This window comes from Acinetobacter sp. 1294596 (assembly GCF_000582925.1).
Lineage (GTDB): Bacteria > Pseudomonadota > Gammaproteobacteria > Pseudomonadales > Moraxellaceae > Acinetobacter > Acinetobacter radioresistens.
In genome coordinates this window covers 1-16,417 of the sequence record NZ_JFCC01000055.1, presented here as the reverse complement: position 1 = coordinate 16,417, position 16,417 = coordinate 1, and the positions used below count along the sequence as shown (strand labels likewise).

Annotated in this window: 12 protein-coding genes and 1 pseudogene; 3 read left to right on the top strand and 10 right to left on the bottom strand. The window is 36.2% G+C overall.

What is annotated here, in order from left to right:
* Window positions 1–154 precede the first annotated feature (154 nt).
* The 8 genes and pseudogenes from J502_RS14295 to J502_RS14260 all read right to left on the bottom strand — a co-directional run bounded on the left by J502_RS14295 (window position 155) and on the right by J502_RS14260 (window position 9,998).
* Window positions 155–1,709: pseudogene (locus tag J502_RS14295) on the bottom strand (sensor domain-containing diguanylate cyclase).
* A 243-nt stretch (window positions 1,710–1,952) separates the two neighbouring features.
* Window positions 1,953–2,897 carry a sensor domain-containing diguanylate cyclase gene (locus J502_RS14290; protein WP_005014374.1) on the bottom strand — a complete coding sequence of 315 codons (945 nt, stop codon included), beginning with the start codon at window positions 2,895–2,897 and terminating at the stop codon, window positions 1,953–1,955.
* Window positions 2,898–3,788: 891 nt separating this feature from the next.
* Window positions 3,789–5,075 carry a mechanosensitive ion channel family protein gene (locus tag J502_RS14285; protein WP_155757383.1) on the bottom strand — a complete coding sequence of 429 codons (1,287 nt, stop codon included), beginning with the start codon at window positions 5,073–5,075 and terminating at the stop codon, window positions 3,789–3,791.
* A gap of 101 nt (window positions 5,076–5,176) precedes the next feature.
* Window positions 5,177–5,713, bottom strand: coding sequence for a DUF2058 domain-containing protein (locus J502_RS14280; protein WP_034684778.1), 537 nt, complete (start codon window positions 5,711–5,713; stop codon window positions 5,177–5,179).
* A 6-nt stretch (window positions 5,714–5,719) separates the two neighbouring features.
* Complete coding sequence (locus J502_RS14275; RefSeq protein WP_034684776.1) at window positions 5,720–6,406, bottom strand: YoaK family protein; 687 nt, start codon at window positions 6,404–6,406, stop codon at window positions 5,720–5,722.
* Between the two features lie 35 nt (window positions 6,407–6,441).
* Window positions 6,442–7,635, bottom strand: a complete 1,194-nt coding sequence (sstT, locus tag J502_RS14270; protein ID WP_005014362.1) for a serine/threonine transporter SstT — start codon at window positions 7,633–7,635, stop codon at window positions 6,442–6,444.
* Between the two features lie 191 nt (window positions 7,636–7,826).
* Window positions 7,827–9,569 (bottom strand): SulP family inorganic anion transporter, encoded by a 1,743-nt coding sequence (locus J502_RS14265; protein WP_034684781.1) that lies wholly within the window; start codon window positions 9,567–9,569, stop codon window positions 7,827–7,829.
* 120 nt (window positions 9,570–9,689) lie between these two features.
* The gene (locus J502_RS14260; protein ID WP_005025845.1) at window positions 9,690–9,998 is read right to left on the bottom strand and encodes an ArsR/SmtB family transcription factor; all 309 of its coding nucleotides are present in this window, start codon (window positions 9,996–9,998) and stop codon (window positions 9,690–9,692) included.
* 300 nt (window positions 9,999–10,298) lie between these two features.
* Between J502_RS14260 and J502_RS14255 the strand changes: the two genes are divergently transcribed.
* Complete coding sequence (locus J502_RS14255; RefSeq protein WP_005014349.1) at window positions 10,299–10,790, top strand: Dps family protein; 492 nt, start codon at window positions 10,299–10,301, stop codon at window positions 10,788–10,790.
* Window positions 10,791–10,847: 57 nt separating this feature from the next.
* Here J502_RS14255 and J502_RS14250 read toward each other — a convergent pair whose 3' ends face one another.
* A complete protein-coding gene (locus J502_RS14250; RefSeq protein ID WP_034684775.1) occupies window positions 10,848–12,710 on the bottom strand; it encodes a non-contractile tail sheath protein in 1,863 nt (620 codons plus the stop codon).
* Window positions 12,711–12,951: 241 nt separating this feature from the next.
* Entirely contained in the window at window positions 12,952–13,401 is a 450-nt protein-coding gene (locus J502_RS14245) for a hypothetical protein (protein WP_249301631.1), read from the bottom strand.
* 561 nt (window positions 13,402–13,962) lie between these two features.
* On the opposite strand from J502_RS14245, the gene J502_RS17175 reads away from it, so the two are divergent.
* Entirely contained in the window at window positions 13,963–14,289 is a 327-nt protein-coding gene (locus J502_RS17175) for a hypothetical protein (RefSeq protein ID WP_228127292.1), read from the top strand.
* 668 nt (window positions 14,290–14,957) lie between these two features.
* On the top strand, window positions 14,958–16,253 hold the full coding sequence (locus J502_RS14235) for a DcaP family trimeric outer membrane transporter (protein ID WP_034684780.1): 1,296 nt from the start codon (window positions 14,958–14,960) through the stop codon (window positions 16,251–16,253).
* The last annotated feature ends 164 nt before the right edge of the window (window positions 16,254–16,417 follow it).

Here is a 16,417-nt window from a genome sequence, read left to right as displayed (position 1 = left end):
AAAGATTAATAAATATATATTTTTATAAGTAGTGTTTTATAAATTTTAGGTTTATACACTTTAATATTAACGATATCTCTAAAATAAAAAAATTTTATTTTCAAGTTTTATGGGGCAGTAAAACTGTTTATAAAAAATAGCCTAAGCATAGTTTCTAATAATAGACCTGGTTGCGACCTGCAATTTTAGCCTGATAAAGTTTTGCATCAGCTATTTCAAAAACTCTTGCTACTTCTCTCGAAGTTTCTGGCCAGAATGCGATACCAATAGAAATTGTTATCGGGCCGATACCATCGTTTAAGGTATTTTCCATTTTCTTTCTTAAACGTTCAGCACTTTTGTATGCGTTTTCTATATCAGCTTGAGGCATAAGCACAACAAATTCTTCACCACCATAACTACAGCATAAATCATTTTTCCTGAAGTTATTTAAAATATGTTGAGCCACTTGCTTTAAAATTCTGTCACCTTGAGCATGACCATAAGAATCATTAATCTTTTTAAAATAATCAATATCTATCAGTAAAACTGCAAAGTGAGTCTGGGTACGAGTCATTTCCTCAATAAAGATTTCTAGTCCTCTGCGATTAAAAAGGCCAGTAAGTGGGTCAGAATTAATATGAAAATTCATTTCATCAATTTTATGAGTAAACTTTTCTACACTGGAAAGAAGGGAAAATTTGAATTTTTGCACTTCGTAGTACCATGGTTTGATCGCCTTAATTTTCACTTCAGTTTCTGGCTGATTTAAAGAGCTGGCAATTTTGGCGAGGTCATGAAGAGGAGAGGCCTTCCATACCAGATAAAAGATCAGGAGATAAAAAAGAAAAATTCCTCCGGACACTCTGGAAATAATTGATTTCGCGCGTTTAAGTAATTCATCTGTAGGCTGTTGTGAGACTACAATCCAGTTAGTGGGGAATATGCGCGAAACCGACCAGATTCTTTACTCCCATACTGTTTACTAATTGAATTTTACCGTTCTTCTTTTTATTCATATAAGTCAACCCTGTATTCCCGGTTACAGTTTGACCTATTCTTTTCATATCAGGGTGAAATATAATTTTATTATTCTGGTCTAATACATACATATAACTATTTCTATAACTGTATTGAATGGTCAGTAGCTCATTGATGATATTTTTTTCTTTCAGATAAATTGCTGCACCTACATAGCCTTTGTAGACATGGTTATGGTCAAAGATAGGCTGAGAGATAAAAACAATTAAATTATTTTTAACTGAGTAATATGGAGGAGAAACATAGGGTTGCTTACTTTTTAAAGATTCTTGTGTTCCTAGTGACATTTGAACCTGTTGTTTGCTCAGGTTCAGATAATCAGGAGTATATTCAACGATAATTCCTTTAGAGTTACATATAACTACAGTATTGAAGTGATGTGATTGTCTCCTAAGACGATCAACTTCTGATGCTCTTACAGTTTCGTTGTTAAAAGACTTTCCTATAACTTCAGCACTATATTTGAGCTCATCCAAAGCTGTCTGAAATTGCCCATCTGTGTTTAAAGCAATTTTAGAAGCATATTCATAATTAATTGAAAGTGAGTTTTCTATTAATTCCTGCTTGAGAATGCTATAGCTTATAAGGAGAGAAATAACAAATAAGGCGGAAACCGCTAAAATAGTTAAAATTAAAATTAATTTCCTTAAATTAAGCTTAAAGTAATTTTTTAAATTATAAGTGAGCATAGATGAGCTGACATTAAGGTAGAGTACATCTCTCATACTACTGTATTTAATATTACTAAATATTTATTCTTTGTTTCTATAAGTTAGACCATAGGCAGGCAGGATCAAAACAGTTCTCATAAATTTTATTATATTGCCAACACATATATAAGAGCATAATTTATTTAGTTAGGCTGTAGTATAGTTAAGTTATTAAATGAAATCTGGCTATAAATTTTTTAATTAAACCAGATACTTATGTTTTTAAGTTTTAGTTTTACCTGACCGTTTATGCTCAAACATATTTTTATCTGCTGCGATTGCTGCTTTGTTAAGACCATGATGAGGTCGCCGCGAAGCAACTCCAATAGCGGCATCTATTCCGGCTTCTTTAAAAGCCTCCTGAATACGGTGAAATAAAGCTAAAGCACCTTCTTGATCATTTTCTATACTTAAAATACCAAATTCGTCTCCCCCCAAGCGAGCCACAATATCTTTACGCCTTACACTGGCACGAAGTACAGAAGCTGTTTTCTGAATTAATTCATCGCCGGAAGTATGCCCCAGACTGTCATTAACAATTTTTAAATTATTGAGATCAACAATAAGAATTGAAGCAGGGTGTCCATGCCGTTTACAACGGTCTTCTTCGGCAGTGACCAAATTATTCCAGGCTCTACGATTATATAGCTCAGTCAAGCTATCTCTTAATGCTTCAGCTTCAAGTCTCTCATGCTGTCGAATTTTCTCGTTTTCACGTAGCTCAGTTTGTAAGATATAACTTAATAACTGTGCAAAAAGCTCAATCATTTCAGCATATTGTAAAATTGATTCTGGTTGTGGTTGTGGGTCAACTGCGCATAATGTACCGAACAGGCTGCCATCTTCATTAAGCAGGGGCTGACCAATATAAGCTTCTATATTGACCTGCTTGTTTATAGGTGCATTAGCATACAGAGGAATATCTCTAGAGCGAGGTACAATTCTGGGTACTGTTTCCGTCACCATCTGCGAGCATAGCGTATCGGTCCAGTTCAGGACTTGGCCTTGCTTGACATTATATCCATGATCTTCACACTGTAAGATGATCCAGTTTTTACCTTCTACTCGGGTAATCATCCACAGGTTAAAACCAAGATGGGCATGCAAGTAGTGCAGGACAGCTTGCCCAGCCTCTTCAAAACTTTTGTAATTAAATCCATTTATCATATATTTTATTTACCTGATTAATAGCTTCTGTTCAAAATGAATAGCTAGAGCTTACTTACTTTCAAAGTTGAACTTATTCTTGCAGAAAACTATTTTTCTTAAACTTTAGTCTTTTAAAAGCTTATATCCTTAAGAGAAAATTATGCTATCAGCCCTTATCATACAAGAAGCTTTTCAGTAAAAATTCATTTTTAATTTTAAGAGAAGGATTAATTATATTAAATAGATGATCATGAAATATAAAATTTATAAGAATACAAGAGGTTAATTGTGTTTAAAATCCATTTAAATAAAAAAATATTTTATTATTTTGTATATATATTAAATTAAATCATACAAAATTAGTCAGATTTTATTAAAGAGAAGGTAAAAATTGTGAGGATAAGATTAGTTGCACTTTTCTTATTATTTGTTGGTGGATTATTCTATTATGCTTATAAATCTCAGCATGAACATGTACTTAAAAGAAGAGCGAATATTATGTCTACAGCACCTTTCCATACTTCTCCAGACCGTATTTATTCAGGAAAAAACTTTAAATTTACTAAAATTGATCAAAATGGACAGATCATTTTTAAGAGAAAAGAAGAATGAGCTCAATGGCGGTATGTATTTTAATCATTGTATTTTCTGAATTAACTCTATAATTTTATATAGGTAAAATAGGGCTGTATATTAATTGAGCTTTATAAATATTAGTATTATAAAATTTTCTTTAGTATTTCATCTGGTGTTTAAATTTTTAATATTAATAAGTGTCGTTTAAATAATGCATAAGCCAACGCCTGAGATAGTAAAATAGAATGAACTTCTCACAATACTATAATTTAAAAAATAAGTACTTATATAACAGGCTTCGTTGTAAAAGCCTGTTATACAGTGTGTAAAAAATCAGGAATGTTCAATAACTTCTGCATTAGACAAGACTTTCCAGTCTTGCCCAGAAGGGGCTTGATAAACCTGTAGTCCAAATTCTCCAATAATGGCAATCAGGTGGTCAAAAATATCTGACTGAATGGCTTCATAATCTACCCATGAAGTTGTATTACTAAATGCATAAATCTCAAGGGGAAGTCCTTCACTGGTAGGTTGTAATTGACGCACCATAATTGTCTGATGCTGAGCAATACCTGGATGCTGTTTTAAATAAAACTCTATATAAGCACGAAATGTACCTAAGTTTGTCAAGCGACGCTGATTATAAATAGCCTGATTGCCAAGCTGCTGGTTAAATTTTTGAATTTCACTTTCTTTAATATTCAAATACTGGTCAAGAAGCAAAAAGTCCTTTAGTTTTTGCTGCTCTTCATTCGTCATAAAATGTACTGTGCTTTGGTCAATATAGATAGCGCGTTTGATACGTCTTACCCCGGCATTGCTCATACCACGCCATTTTTTAAAAGTATCAGTAATCAGTTTATTGGTGGGAATGGTTGTAAAGGTCTTGTCAAAATTTTGTACTGTGACCGTATGTAATGACATATCAATGACATCGCCATCCGCATTTAATGACGGCATTTCAATCCAGTCTCCGATACGTACCATATCATAAGAAGAAATTTGTACACTGGCCACCAGCGAAAGAATAGTATTTTGAAAAACCAGCATCAGCACAGTCGCCATAGCACCGAAGCCTGCTAGCAGGGTAAACACATCTTTCTTCAGGAAAGTACCTAAAATCATTAAAGCACAGACGATATACAGCATTAATTTAACCAGCTGCAAGTATCCTTTAATAGGCTTATTTTTTGATTTTGGATTGCGCTGATAAATCAGGTTAAAAATATTAAGAAGTTCGCTCAAAGCCAGCGCTAATGTAAGGAAAATAAAAGCCTGTGCTCCCATTTGTACAAAAGTTACAAGCTTGAGTGAAAGATGTGGAACTGTAGTGATGCCGTTCATAATGACGATAGCCGGAACAATATTAGCTATACGACGAATTACACTATGTTCAGCGAAAATACTGCTATTGGCAAACATCATCTTGCTGATGAGTTTACGTAGGCCTCTTACTACGACCTGTTTGGCAATAAAGTTAGCCAGAGCGGCTAGCAGAATAAGAATGCCTAATGATGTCAACATCTCTAACCAAGGAAACTGATCTGACCAGTCCTGAATATTTTGTATAAAAGCCAGCTGTTCCAAGCCGTTTACCCCTACAATTATGATTAATTGCATGATTGTAAAAGTTTATTGCTTGAAACAGGCTATAAACAACTTTTTATATACGTTTTATTAGCAAATTGAAACTTTATAGTATTACCTCAGGAAGAGGTGTTTTACCACATTAAATCATCAGGAATAACATATGCTGCATATGGATCTTCTTCATCAGTTGATTGATCATTGGCCTGCGTACTATTATATAAAATAAACCCTTCCATGCGCGCATCAATTTTTTCTGCCAAGGCTTTTGGTAAATAGGCATAGCTGCCATTATCTCGTGCAATCATTAAACTGCCTGAAACCAGTGCATTATAAACTTGTTGTGAGATATAGACTTTTTTGATTTTGCCTTCATCGATAAACTGATAAGTGATATCGCCGTCAGTTTCCTTGATCTTATGATGAGAGATCATTTGGACAATATTGGCTTTTAAAGTTTTTTCTTCAAGCTGACGCTGTTTTTCCTGATTTAGAGCCTGATCTTTAGCTAACTTTTCCTGTTTTTCATGCTCAATTTTTGCCTTGAGTGCAGCCTCGTCACTTTGACCGGTACGCTGTTCATGCTGTGCCTGTTTGCTCAGCTTTTTTGCTTTTTTATTATCTACCAAGCCGGCTTTTAAAAGTTGGGCCTGTAGTGCATTTTTAACCATGTTTGATTACTCCCAGCTTGAATGCTGTGTAGACTTATGACGAAAGTATATAGACCAGTAGATGATGCTGAGCGATAGACTCAAAACTGCCGGTACGAGAAATGACTGTAATTTTAGATAAGGATAAATCAGACTGGCAACAATACCACCGATTAAAAAGCCGAAGAGAATAAGTAAATGAAGAATAATACGACGCTTTCCAACGCTCAGGCCACGTAAGCGATAACCTAGCGCCAACCCAAGATCAGTTAATACCCCTGATAAGTGGGTAGTGCGAATGATTGTACCTTTATAATGACTGACCATTGCATTTTGCACGCCCATTGCAACACAGGCCCACAATAAAGCATATCGCGGGAAATAGGGTAACAATAGCCAGCACAGGAAAATGAATAGCGCAACCAGACTAAGTGGCAAACCATAACGGCGTCCAAGCTGAAAGTGACTATTTCCAAGAATCAGGCCACTATAAAATGAACCGGTAACATAGCAAAGGACCACCAGTATCAGGTACAGAACACTAGAGGGTTCCCAATTAATCAGGCTCATGGCCAGCATACTAATATTACCGGTCATATGTGAAACAGACTGATGCAAGACAGTCACCAGTCCAAGTACATTAATCATGCCCGCATTGATTGCCAGTAAAAAAGCACCTATTTGAATCCATGCAGGCAGTTTTTGAAAAGGCATCGCTACACTCGCGAATTTATTGTCCTTTCAATAGATTAACGCATTCCACGGTCAACAGCAGCAGTAAATAGTACATCAGTTGATGAATTTAATGCAGTTTCAGTCGAGTCCTGAAGCACACTGATCACCATTCCGATTGCAACCACCTGCATAGCAATTTCAGATGAAATACCGAACAGGCCGCAGGCCACAGGAATCAGTAGCAATGAACCGCCAGCAACCCCAGAAGCTCCACAGGCCGATACCGTAGCAACCACGGAAAGGATCAACATGGTGGAAAGGCTGACCGGTATGCCTAAAGTATGTACAGTCGCAAGTGTTAGCACAGTAATGGTGACTGCCGCCCCTGCCATATTGATAGTAGCACCCAAGGGAATAGATACACTCGCAGTTGCTTCATTTACACCCAAACGTCGTGCCAGGTCGAGGTTAACCGGAATATTGGCAGCGGAACTACGGGTAAAGAAAGCAGTAATGGCACTTTCGCGTAAGCATGTTAAGACTAGCGGATAAGGGTTACTGCGGGTAACAACTGCAACCAGCAAAGGATTAATGATAAGAGCAACAAAAAGCATGGTGCCAAGCAGCACTGCTAAAAGCTGTGCATAACTTTCCAGCGTTTTTAAGCCAGCATCAGCGAAAGTTGCAGCAACCAAACCGAATATACCCAATGGAGCAAAGCGGATTACAATTGCGATCACTTTACTAATGGCATTGGAAACATCAGTCAGTACCACACGTGAAGTCTCAGACGCGTGTCGAAACGCTAGCCCCAATATGACAGACCACGCTAAAATTCCAATAAAGTTCGCTTCACTCAGCGCCACAACTGGATTGGCAATAAAGCTCAATAACAGGTTTTTCAGTATTTCTCCCAACCCCCCTGGAGCCTGTACTTCGAGCTGACTTGGCACATCCAGGAACAATGTACTTGGAAACATTAGACTGGCAAAGACAGCACTAAATGCAGCTAGAAGCATACCAACCATATACATCATTAGAATAGGTTTGATATGTGCAGTCTGACCCAGTTTGAAATTGGCAATGGAAGCCATAACTAAAACAAAAACCAGAATTGGGGCAACTGATTTAAGTGCCTTAATAAAAAGATCACCCAGTAAGCTGAGATAGGGAGCTGCTTGAGGGAAAAGCCAGGTTACCAGCATGCCCAGAATAATGGCAATGACAATTTGAGTAACCAGGCTTAAGCGAAATAAGTATGAGAACATAGGAAAGCCTTATGAGACCTATAAGGGCCAAAAGTACAAGCCGGCTATTTTATACATAAAATACATAAAGCTTGAAATTAATTTTTACTGACCCGTCCATGGTCTTTCGAATGATATAAATATAATAAAAGCTAAATACTTTTATCACATTTGAATATCCATAGATCACTTGCATTATTAATATTTAAATTTTAATGGGGCATTTCAGGCTGAAAAAGCTCTGGTGCCAAGTTCTGCATTGCCTGAAAGTGAGAGAAAAAAACCTGACCATTTAAATGCTGCAATAAGGGGGAGCCTTTAAGCTTATCCATAACAGGGCCTTTGATTTCTGAAAAATGCAGCTGAATATGAAGTTTAGCGAGCTCTGCATTTATTTCCTCAAGCATTTCCAATGCACTTAAGTCGATAGCGCTAATGCTTGAGCAGTTAATAATGACATGCTCAAGCTGGGTATTTTTACTTACTTCAGTAATGATATAGCCTTTTAAGGTATTCGCATTTAAAAAGCTCAGGTTTTCATCAATACGGATCGAAAAGATTTTGGGGCTAGTTATAACCTGATGCCGTGAAATATTACGGAAATGTTGTGTTCCTTTAACCAACCCAATCACTGCAATATGAGGACGGCTAATTCGCCAAAGCATTAAAATAAATGTAGAGATAATTCCGATTATCAGACCGGTAGAGATATCAATGCAAATAACACTGAAAAATGTAATCCACATTGCGATACCATCTGCTTTGGAATACCGCCAAGTTTCGAGAAATGGTTTAAATTCAACCAGTTTCCAGATAGAAACAATAATAGTTGCAGCCAGGATAGCCAGCGGTAAATCTCGCAGGAACCCGGTAAAATACATACTAACCACAATAATAAACAGTGAAGAGAGTACACCAGCCATTGGAGTGCGTGCACCAGCATCGGCATTTACAACTGTACGTGACAAACTTCCTGTTACGGGAAAGGCAGAGGTGACTCCGGCACTAATATTCGCCAAGCCAAGTGCAATAAGTTCCTGATTACTGTTCAGGTTACTACGCTGCTGCAATGCAGTGGCCTGTGCAATTGAAAGAGACTCTACAAAGCTGATCATTGCAATAAGAGCAGCACCAGGAAGCAAATCAATTACCATTTGCATGTTCCAGTGTGGTAGAGCAATAGGGGGGAAACTTGAAGGAATTTCTCCTACAGTTTTAATGCCTGCCTGCTGCAAGTTCAGAAAATACATCAGTCCAATCGAAACTATAACCAGAATGAGGGGTAAGGCACGAATCAGAAAAATCAGTGAACCTGCTCTGGTCTTTATAAAGGCTGAATTTAAAAAGGCAGGAATATATACCAGAAATAATATAGCAGTGATTCCAAGCGCCAGAGTAGCAAAGTTGCTATAACGTACATACTGCCAAAAAGATACCAAGAATTCTGGAACATTATTGGTTTGTAAGGGGATATCAAACAGAAATTTAAATTGGCTTAAGGCAATAAGCAGAGCTGAAGCAATAATAAAACTTTTTATAACCGGATGACTAATCAGCTGAATGAGAAAACCAAAACGGAATATACCTAAAAGTAAAGAAATAAAGCCGGTGAGTAGCGCTAGCAGACAAGCTGCTTCAACATAAACTGGCGAACCTAGTTCGTATAGCGGGGCAAGGGTGCCAAAGACCATCATGGAGATAATAGCAACTGGACCAATTGAAAGGGTTGGACTGCCACCGACCATGGCATAAATAATCATGGGCAGGATACTGGCGTATAACCCCATTACAGGAGGCAGACCGGCGACCATAGCATAGGCCATACCTTGTGGTACCAGCATTGCAATAACGATTAATGCTGCCAGTAAATCTGATCTAAATTTTGGTCCGTTATATCTACTCAGCCATTGCCATGCCGGAAAAAGAGAGGGTATAGATAAACGACGCATAGCCATATAATAGCCTAAATCACATTTTTTCATATATTATGCATAAAAAGTGATAAAAAGTCGCTGCCTTTAAAAGTACTACTTAATAAACTGCTATTAATTTACTGAATATATAGAATTTTATTATTATTTTGGACAGTAGAGGTCATAAAGTGTATGTAAAACTTGGGTTAGTTTCTGATCTTTAATTGAATAAAAAATCTGCTTTCCCTGACGCCGTGTGATAACTACATCACTCTTACGTAACATCATCAGCTGTTGAGATAAGGTAGGCTGAGTAATTTGAGTTTTTTCTTCAATTTCAGAAACGTTTAATTCTTCTTGAGCTAAATGGCACAAGATTAATAGGCGATCTGTATTGGCCAGCGATTTTAGTATACTCACGACGGTGTCAGCAGAATCGCGCATGACATCGATTTGGAGAGCAGGTTGCATAATCAAATCCGTTAAATTGAGTGCGCCATAGTATAAATGTACTAAGAGAAAATAAAGATTAATTAAGAAGAATAATTCATGGCTTTTGATGAAGAGGTTAATCAGTAAAACTGATACATGATATATATAAATTCAAGTTTTTAATTTGAAAAATATACTTTTTCTTTTTTAAAATCAATTCAGCGTGTAAAAATAAACATATTAATAAATCTTTTTACTTAAGAATGCTACTACCTCATAAGCTGCTCAGGTATAACAAATATGGTAATCCATTCAAAAAGCTATAATCTGGAGTAAAAAATGGCTAAGAACCAGACTAATGAAATTGAAATTAATATCGGGATTTCCACTGAGGGCCGCAAGAAAATTGTTGAGGGATTATCCCGTCTTTTAGCAGATAGCTATACTCTATATCTGATGACGCACAACTTTCATTGGAATGTTACGGGCCCAATGTTCAGTAGTCTGCACGCAATGTTTATGGAGCAGTATACAGAACAGTGGAATGCACTTGATATTATTGCTGAACGTATTCGTGCTCTTGGATTTCCTGCGCCCGGCACCTATAAACAGTTTAATGACCTGGCTACAATTAAAGAAGTAGAGGGTGTGCCTACTGCTGAGGAAATGATCCGTTATCTGGTCAATGCTCAAGAGGCAACTGCACGCACTGCACGTGAACTTTTTCCTGTCGTAGACGAAGTAAATGACCAGCCAACTGCTGATGTATTAACCCAGCGTATTGATGTGCATGAAAAAACTGCCTGGATGCTGCGTAGCCTGCTACAGTAAAAAAGCTTTTTAGAGCCAAACCTGCTCTATTTGAGCAGGTTTGGCTCTGGCTTTAACTTATAAGTAAATTTCAGGCGGGTAGGGCGTATTATCATTTATTGCAGAATAATATTGTTCTGCCAAAAAAAAGCCATCTGGTGCATTCTTGATATCAATTGTAAGGGAATGAGCCATAACTTGTGGATATGCCCAGATTAACTGTTTCATTAACCCAAAAGTTTCATTGTTCTGCATATCTCCTAAAATCCTTTGCCAGATAGCCCTATGGTAAGGTTCCTTATTATTGAAACCATAAAGATATGCCAAATTCTCTGGTGGTACAAAACCTGCCAGATAAGCTGTTTTTTCACTAGGATATGCTAATTCATCTAAGGCAAATTCCATAATTGTATGGTGGGCTTGTTCCAGGTTATTTTCTAAAATCCAGTCATAAGCTTCGACTATAATATAGTCAAAATTAGGGTACCTATAGTATTCCTGTGGATAGTTGATACTGGTTAACAGAGTGGGCTGCTGAGTACGTATAGCAGGTAAGAATAATAAGGGACAAAACTGCGCATCTGGATAATTCTTTTTGAGAGCAATGCGGATATCCTGACATGTCTGGCCTAGCTTCATTCGTAGCCACTGTCTGAATTCTTCATAAGGTGTACCAGTCTGGTAGACTGATTGAAAAATGTCTCCTAAATCTGGTGCATATAGGCCTGTATCTTGGTTAAAGGCTAATCGGGTAGAGTAATCATATATGCAGGGTAAGTTGGTTGCAGGATTATACCACCACCAAGGTTCTCCAATCTGCATATTGACCTGGCAGCCGCCTATCTGCATAGTTTCAGCGAATTCCAGAAAACCTTTTTGTAAATATGCCATAGCATTTATATTGCTAGGACTGAAAAAATAGCTGGGTGGCTCATAAGCCGTTTTACCCAGATTGTCATGAATGTCTCTTTGTGCCCAATATTCGTTGACAGCAAGAGAGTACATTTCAAAGCTTAAGCTGAAAACAGGAGCAAAGGCTGCTTCATGCAATGCTTTAGCATAAACCTGATGCCATTTTAACGCACATGGATTAACTACATTTACCCCTGTAGCAAGTGTGTCAGGAATCTGCCATCTGTTTACTTGTATGTCCCAGTACATGTCTGGATAACGTGACATTCCGCAATAATGATTAAGTAATCCCCGATAACCAAGCGCCACAATATTACTGACTATACGTTGAGGATTTAAATCATAATGATCATCATAACTGGTACATATACCTTTATGATGTGCAGATAGTACTATCTGTTTAAGTTCTAATTGTGTGTTAGTTCCTTGAACTGTAGAGTTGGTGATTCTGACATAACAAAGTTCAGGATCAGGCAGTGGATAAGGCAAAGTCGCAGGATTATAACTGCTTGCTACCACATTCAATACAATACGCTGGATATGATTGACTGGAAAAGGAATAGTCGCATTAAAACCTGCTTTTACAGTATCCCAGTCAATCTGGATATGAGCCTGTCTGGACACAGGCTGATCTGCATAATTGAAAAGCGGAATATATGCTATTTGTTCAATTTCATTTTCCAGATAATATACTGCTAGCGTAAGTGCCCTCTGTTCATTATTGATCATAGGCATGTGTGTAGAAATTTCTATATCAAAATCCCAGACCATACCACTGTAGTCATATAGTGTTTCATAACTTAAAAACTGATGATCTTTATGATCCTCAGACTCCCAGATAATACCTATAAGATCACTACTGAGGCGGGGTTTGAATAGTACTTCAAAACCGTTTCTGTAATTGGTAAGACTAAACGATGCTGTATCTGGGCCTTCTCCCCGCCAATAATGAGGATGAAAACGTGGCAGGGTTAGAGTTGCCCATGAAAGTTGAGGGGGTATTTTCTGATAGGGAAAAGCATTTTGCATAACCGGCAGCCTTTTAATAAATTAAGACGGTTTTCCAGAGTATATTTTTCAGATTTTTGGAAGTCGTATTTAGATAATAAAGAGGTATAATAAAAAAACCCGTTTTAATTCTTTGATTTTGTAAGATAAGAATGTAATTGATACTCATAATTGAGCATAAATCAGAATATATATCATGTAATTATAATAAAAGCCCATAATTTTTTAAATTATGGGCTTTAAAATAAATTCAATAGGTATATCAAATTAGAAAAAATTGAATAATCAAAGAAATAATCATAAATAAGACAGCTAGTCCCGTAAACTTATGCTTTATATTTTGAACCACTTCCGGTTTAGGAACAAAACTGTCGCGTCTTTCTATATTAATAAAATACTTTGCATATTTATCCATGAAAAATGATGCAATAGCAAAAATAGCAAATGTATTGGCCAGATAAATGTGTGGAACTTGATCTGCCCTGAATATAAAAAGGAATAGCCACATACCTATAGGCGTTAAAGTCATATAAGCTAAATCGAACCAGCTGCTCATATTTACTTTTACTTTTGCTTTTAAGCGGCAAAGCGTATCGAAAAGAGTAATTAAAGCAAAAATAAACCATACATTCATAAGTAAAAAGAATGCAAGCTCATAAGTCAGGTTACCTTTTTCTCCAGACATTCCCATGCTGACCAGCGTAACTGGCATAAGACTATAAGCGATAGACAGCAAACCAATACGGGTAATGTTACCTGTAACAGTACTTGAGAGATGTTTTTCCCAGCGTAAAAAATAAGTCCGGATCATGGCGATATATCTTTAGAAATAAATCAGATTAAATAAACTGTTGTATTATGGTAAAAAAAGATACTTTTTGCACGAGAATTGAATAATTTTTGTGTATCTAATACATAAAAATTTTTAACATTTTGATAATAAGGCTAAAAATATTAAGCCACTATATTTTTCACAGAGATTAATACTTGTTACAAGAAGGGGCAGGGAGCTTATACAGAAAGTTAAGGACAAGGATTCATTTTCATTTATAAATTAAAACAATAAGCATATAAAGAAATAAGGTGATATATCTATGACTAGTTCTAAAAATTAAATATATATGTTTTATATAATTAACTGCTTATTAAAGTTAACTTTGATTTTTAAAACTTGTTAATTTGAATTTAGTCTGATACTGATTTTCACGATAGATCAAGTCACTTGCGTTATTTTGAAACATATCAAATAAAGGAATATTCAATCATGAAGAGAATGACAAGCATAATTTGGATTGGGTTAAGTTTGGGAGCATGCTCAACAATACCAGAATCAGAGTACCAAACAGCTGAAGTATATAAATCTTTAGGTTCCAGACAATGTGAACAAATTGACAGGACGAAGAATATCGTAGCGATGAAGCAGCAGTTAGTTCAAAACCAGATTAAAGTCCTCTCTTCTTATATTACTGATGACGGTCAGATACGGATTTCTCTCTGCGGTGCATCAGACGGTAAAATTGTAGTATTTAAAATTCCTGCTAATAAAATACAGCAGGCCCAAACTTTTGGCTTTCAGGATTTGAACCTGCTGAAGCACTGACTAATTTGAAACTGTATAAAATGACTTTTGCTACAGAGATGTATTTGGAGTACTTCTTCATTTACGTGCTGAAAAATAGCAGGCGCTTTATATTATAGAACTTATTTCTAAACAATTTAGCCTAAGTAAAATTAAATCATCTACATCAGACAATATCTAAATTTGACCACAGACAAACAAAAATAATTTTAAAATTCAAGCATAAAATGAATTAAGATTCATAAATTCCATCTTAGAAACCACTGTAAATGTAACAAAATATTTTATTTTTATTTCTTTAAAATTGAAAAATATATTTAAAATGAAATATATATTCTATTTTTAGGTGCATTAAGAAATATATAGAATAAGCAGTTCTCTAATACAGATTGAAATGAATTTCCTTTTTCGTTAAGTTCTGTAAGCAAATAATTTATAAAATTTAATAGAAAAGGGGACAATAGCATGAAAGGGATGAAGGTGAAGAGTAGTGTCTGGCATCTACAAAGTGATGCCAGCCAAAAATTTAAACAAGCTTTAGTAGAAAATTAAAAATAGTTTTTATATTTCAGCTTTTTAAATTTCTAAATATCTTATTAGAGTTATTTAAAAATTTTATCTAGAAAGCTGAACAATAACAATTAGATCTGAATACTCAGCAAATCTTTAGTAATATGGATATTAAAGTTATGGATAAACTTATTAATTTACGGTCAAAACATTTAGTACTTGCTGTAAGTAGCATGGCAGTCATGTCGCTAGCACATGCAGGAGAGAACACAACAGAAATAGAACAATTACGTCAGGAAGTAAAAGAGCTGCGAACTTTACTAAATGCCTCACTACAACAGCCTGCTGTAACTCTTAAGCCCCAGAGTGATGTGACACCTCAGGTCAAAACTACCCCTTTAAATACATCCCAATCTGTTAAAACAAATATATTGCCTTCCGGAGCTGAAGTGAATCTTTATGGTTATATTCGTGCTGACGCTTCTTACCAGACGGAAGGCGCGGCAACCATGTATAACAATATTAGTGGAGTACCGCTTAAAGATACAGTAGAAGCAACTAATCAAAAAGATCGCTTGAGAACTACCGTTAATGTGACACGCCTGGGCCTGAACTTTAAGACACCCACATCTATTGGTGATATTGGCGGTAAACTCGAAATGGATTTTTTTGGAGGTTCAACCCGAGACCAGTTCCGTATACGTCATGCGTACTTAACTTATAATAAATGGCTAGTCGGTCAGACTTGGTCGACCTTTGTTGCACCAGAATACATACCAGATACTGTAGATGCAGCAACATTTGTGGGAGGAGCCTTACAGCGTTCTCCATTAATTCGTTATAGTGATCAGCTTTCTGAAAATACTAATTATGCCATCAGTATAGAAGACCCGAAATATACTGAAGCGACTGATCCGGCTAATAGAATGCGTATGCCAGCCCTTGTCGGACGTTTGAACCATAAGTTTGCTGATGGCTCAACGATTTCCGGCCGTAGCTTTATTGCAGAGAAAAAAACCGGTGAAGATGAACAGCTGGCTTGGGGTATTGGCTTAGGCGGGAAATACCAGATCACCCCAGAGACTCTATTAAAGGCAGATTATTATCATGTAAAAGGGGATGGACGCTTCGTACTATGGAGTAACAGTGGATATGCAATTGATGAAAATAATAATATGCATAGTAATGAGTTCGATGTAATTGCTGCCGGTATTACTCATCGTTTTACACCTAAAATCAGATCAACTTTGGGCTATGGCTATATGAAAGCTCAAGATGATAATGAATTTTCACGCTTGAAATATGATGATGCATCTCAGAACAAGCAACTCTGGCAGGGATGGATTAATGCCATGTATAACCCTTATAAGCCGGTAACTTTTGGAGTGGAATATGTTTATGGAGAGCGTGAAACTTTCAATAATCGGACCGGTGTAGATAATCGTTTCAATATGATGGCTATTTATGACTTTTAAATAGATAAAAACCAATTTAAAAGCTGTTTGCATTAGTTTATTTAAAAAAGCTCATGAGATTGATGGGCTTTTTTACCTATAAAAAACATATAGATATAAAATTTAAATGATCACTTCTATTAAATGTAATTATTTTACTCATAGTTAGAAAAATTATTTTATAT

Bases quoted from the DNA above. Each gene is read 5' to 3' on its own strand.
- J502_RS14290 (WP_005014374.1), bottom strand. From the start codon at position 2,897: ATGATAAATGGATTTAATTACAAAAGTTTTGAAGAGGCTGGGCAAGCT.
- J502_RS14285 (WP_155757383.1), bottom strand. From the start codon at position 5,075: ATGCAATTAATCATAATTGTAGGGGTAAACGGCTTGGAACAGCTGGCT.
- J502_RS14280 (WP_034684778.1), bottom strand. From the start codon at position 5,713: ATGGTTAAAAATGCACTACAGGCCCAACTTTTAAAAGCCGGCTTGGTA.
- J502_RS14275 (WP_034684776.1), bottom strand. From the start codon at position 6,406: ATGCCTTTTCAAAAACTGCCTGCATGGATTCAAATAGGTGCTTTTTTA.
- sstT (WP_005014362.1), bottom strand. From the start codon at position 7,635: ATGTTCTCATACTTATTTCGCTTAAGCCTGGTTACTCAAATTGTCATT.
- J502_RS14265 (WP_034684781.1), bottom strand. From the start codon at position 9,569: ATGGCTATGCGTCGTTTATCTATACCCTCTCTTTTTCCGGCATGGCAA.
- J502_RS14260 (WP_005025845.1), bottom strand. From the start codon at position 9,998: ATGCAACCTGCTCTCCAAATCGATGTCATGCGCGATTCTGCTGACACC.
- J502_RS14255 (WP_005014349.1), top strand. From the start codon at position 10,299: ATGGCTAAGAACCAGACTAATGAAATTGAAATTAATATCGGGATTTCC.
- J502_RS14250 (WP_034684775.1), bottom strand. From the start codon at position 12,710: ATGCAAAATGCTTTTCCCTATCAGAAAATACCCCCTCAACTTTCATGG.
- J502_RS14245 (WP_249301631.1), bottom strand. From the start codon at position 13,401: ATGCCAGTTACGCTGGTCAGCATGGGAATGTCTGGAGAAAAAGGTAAC.
- J502_RS17175 (WP_228127292.1), top strand. From the start codon at position 13,963: ATGACAAGCATAATTTGGATTGGGTTAAGTTTGGGAGCATGCTCAACA.
- J502_RS14235 (WP_034684780.1), top strand. From the start codon at position 14,958: ATGGATAAACTTATTAATTTACGGTCAAAACATTTAGTACTTGCTGTA.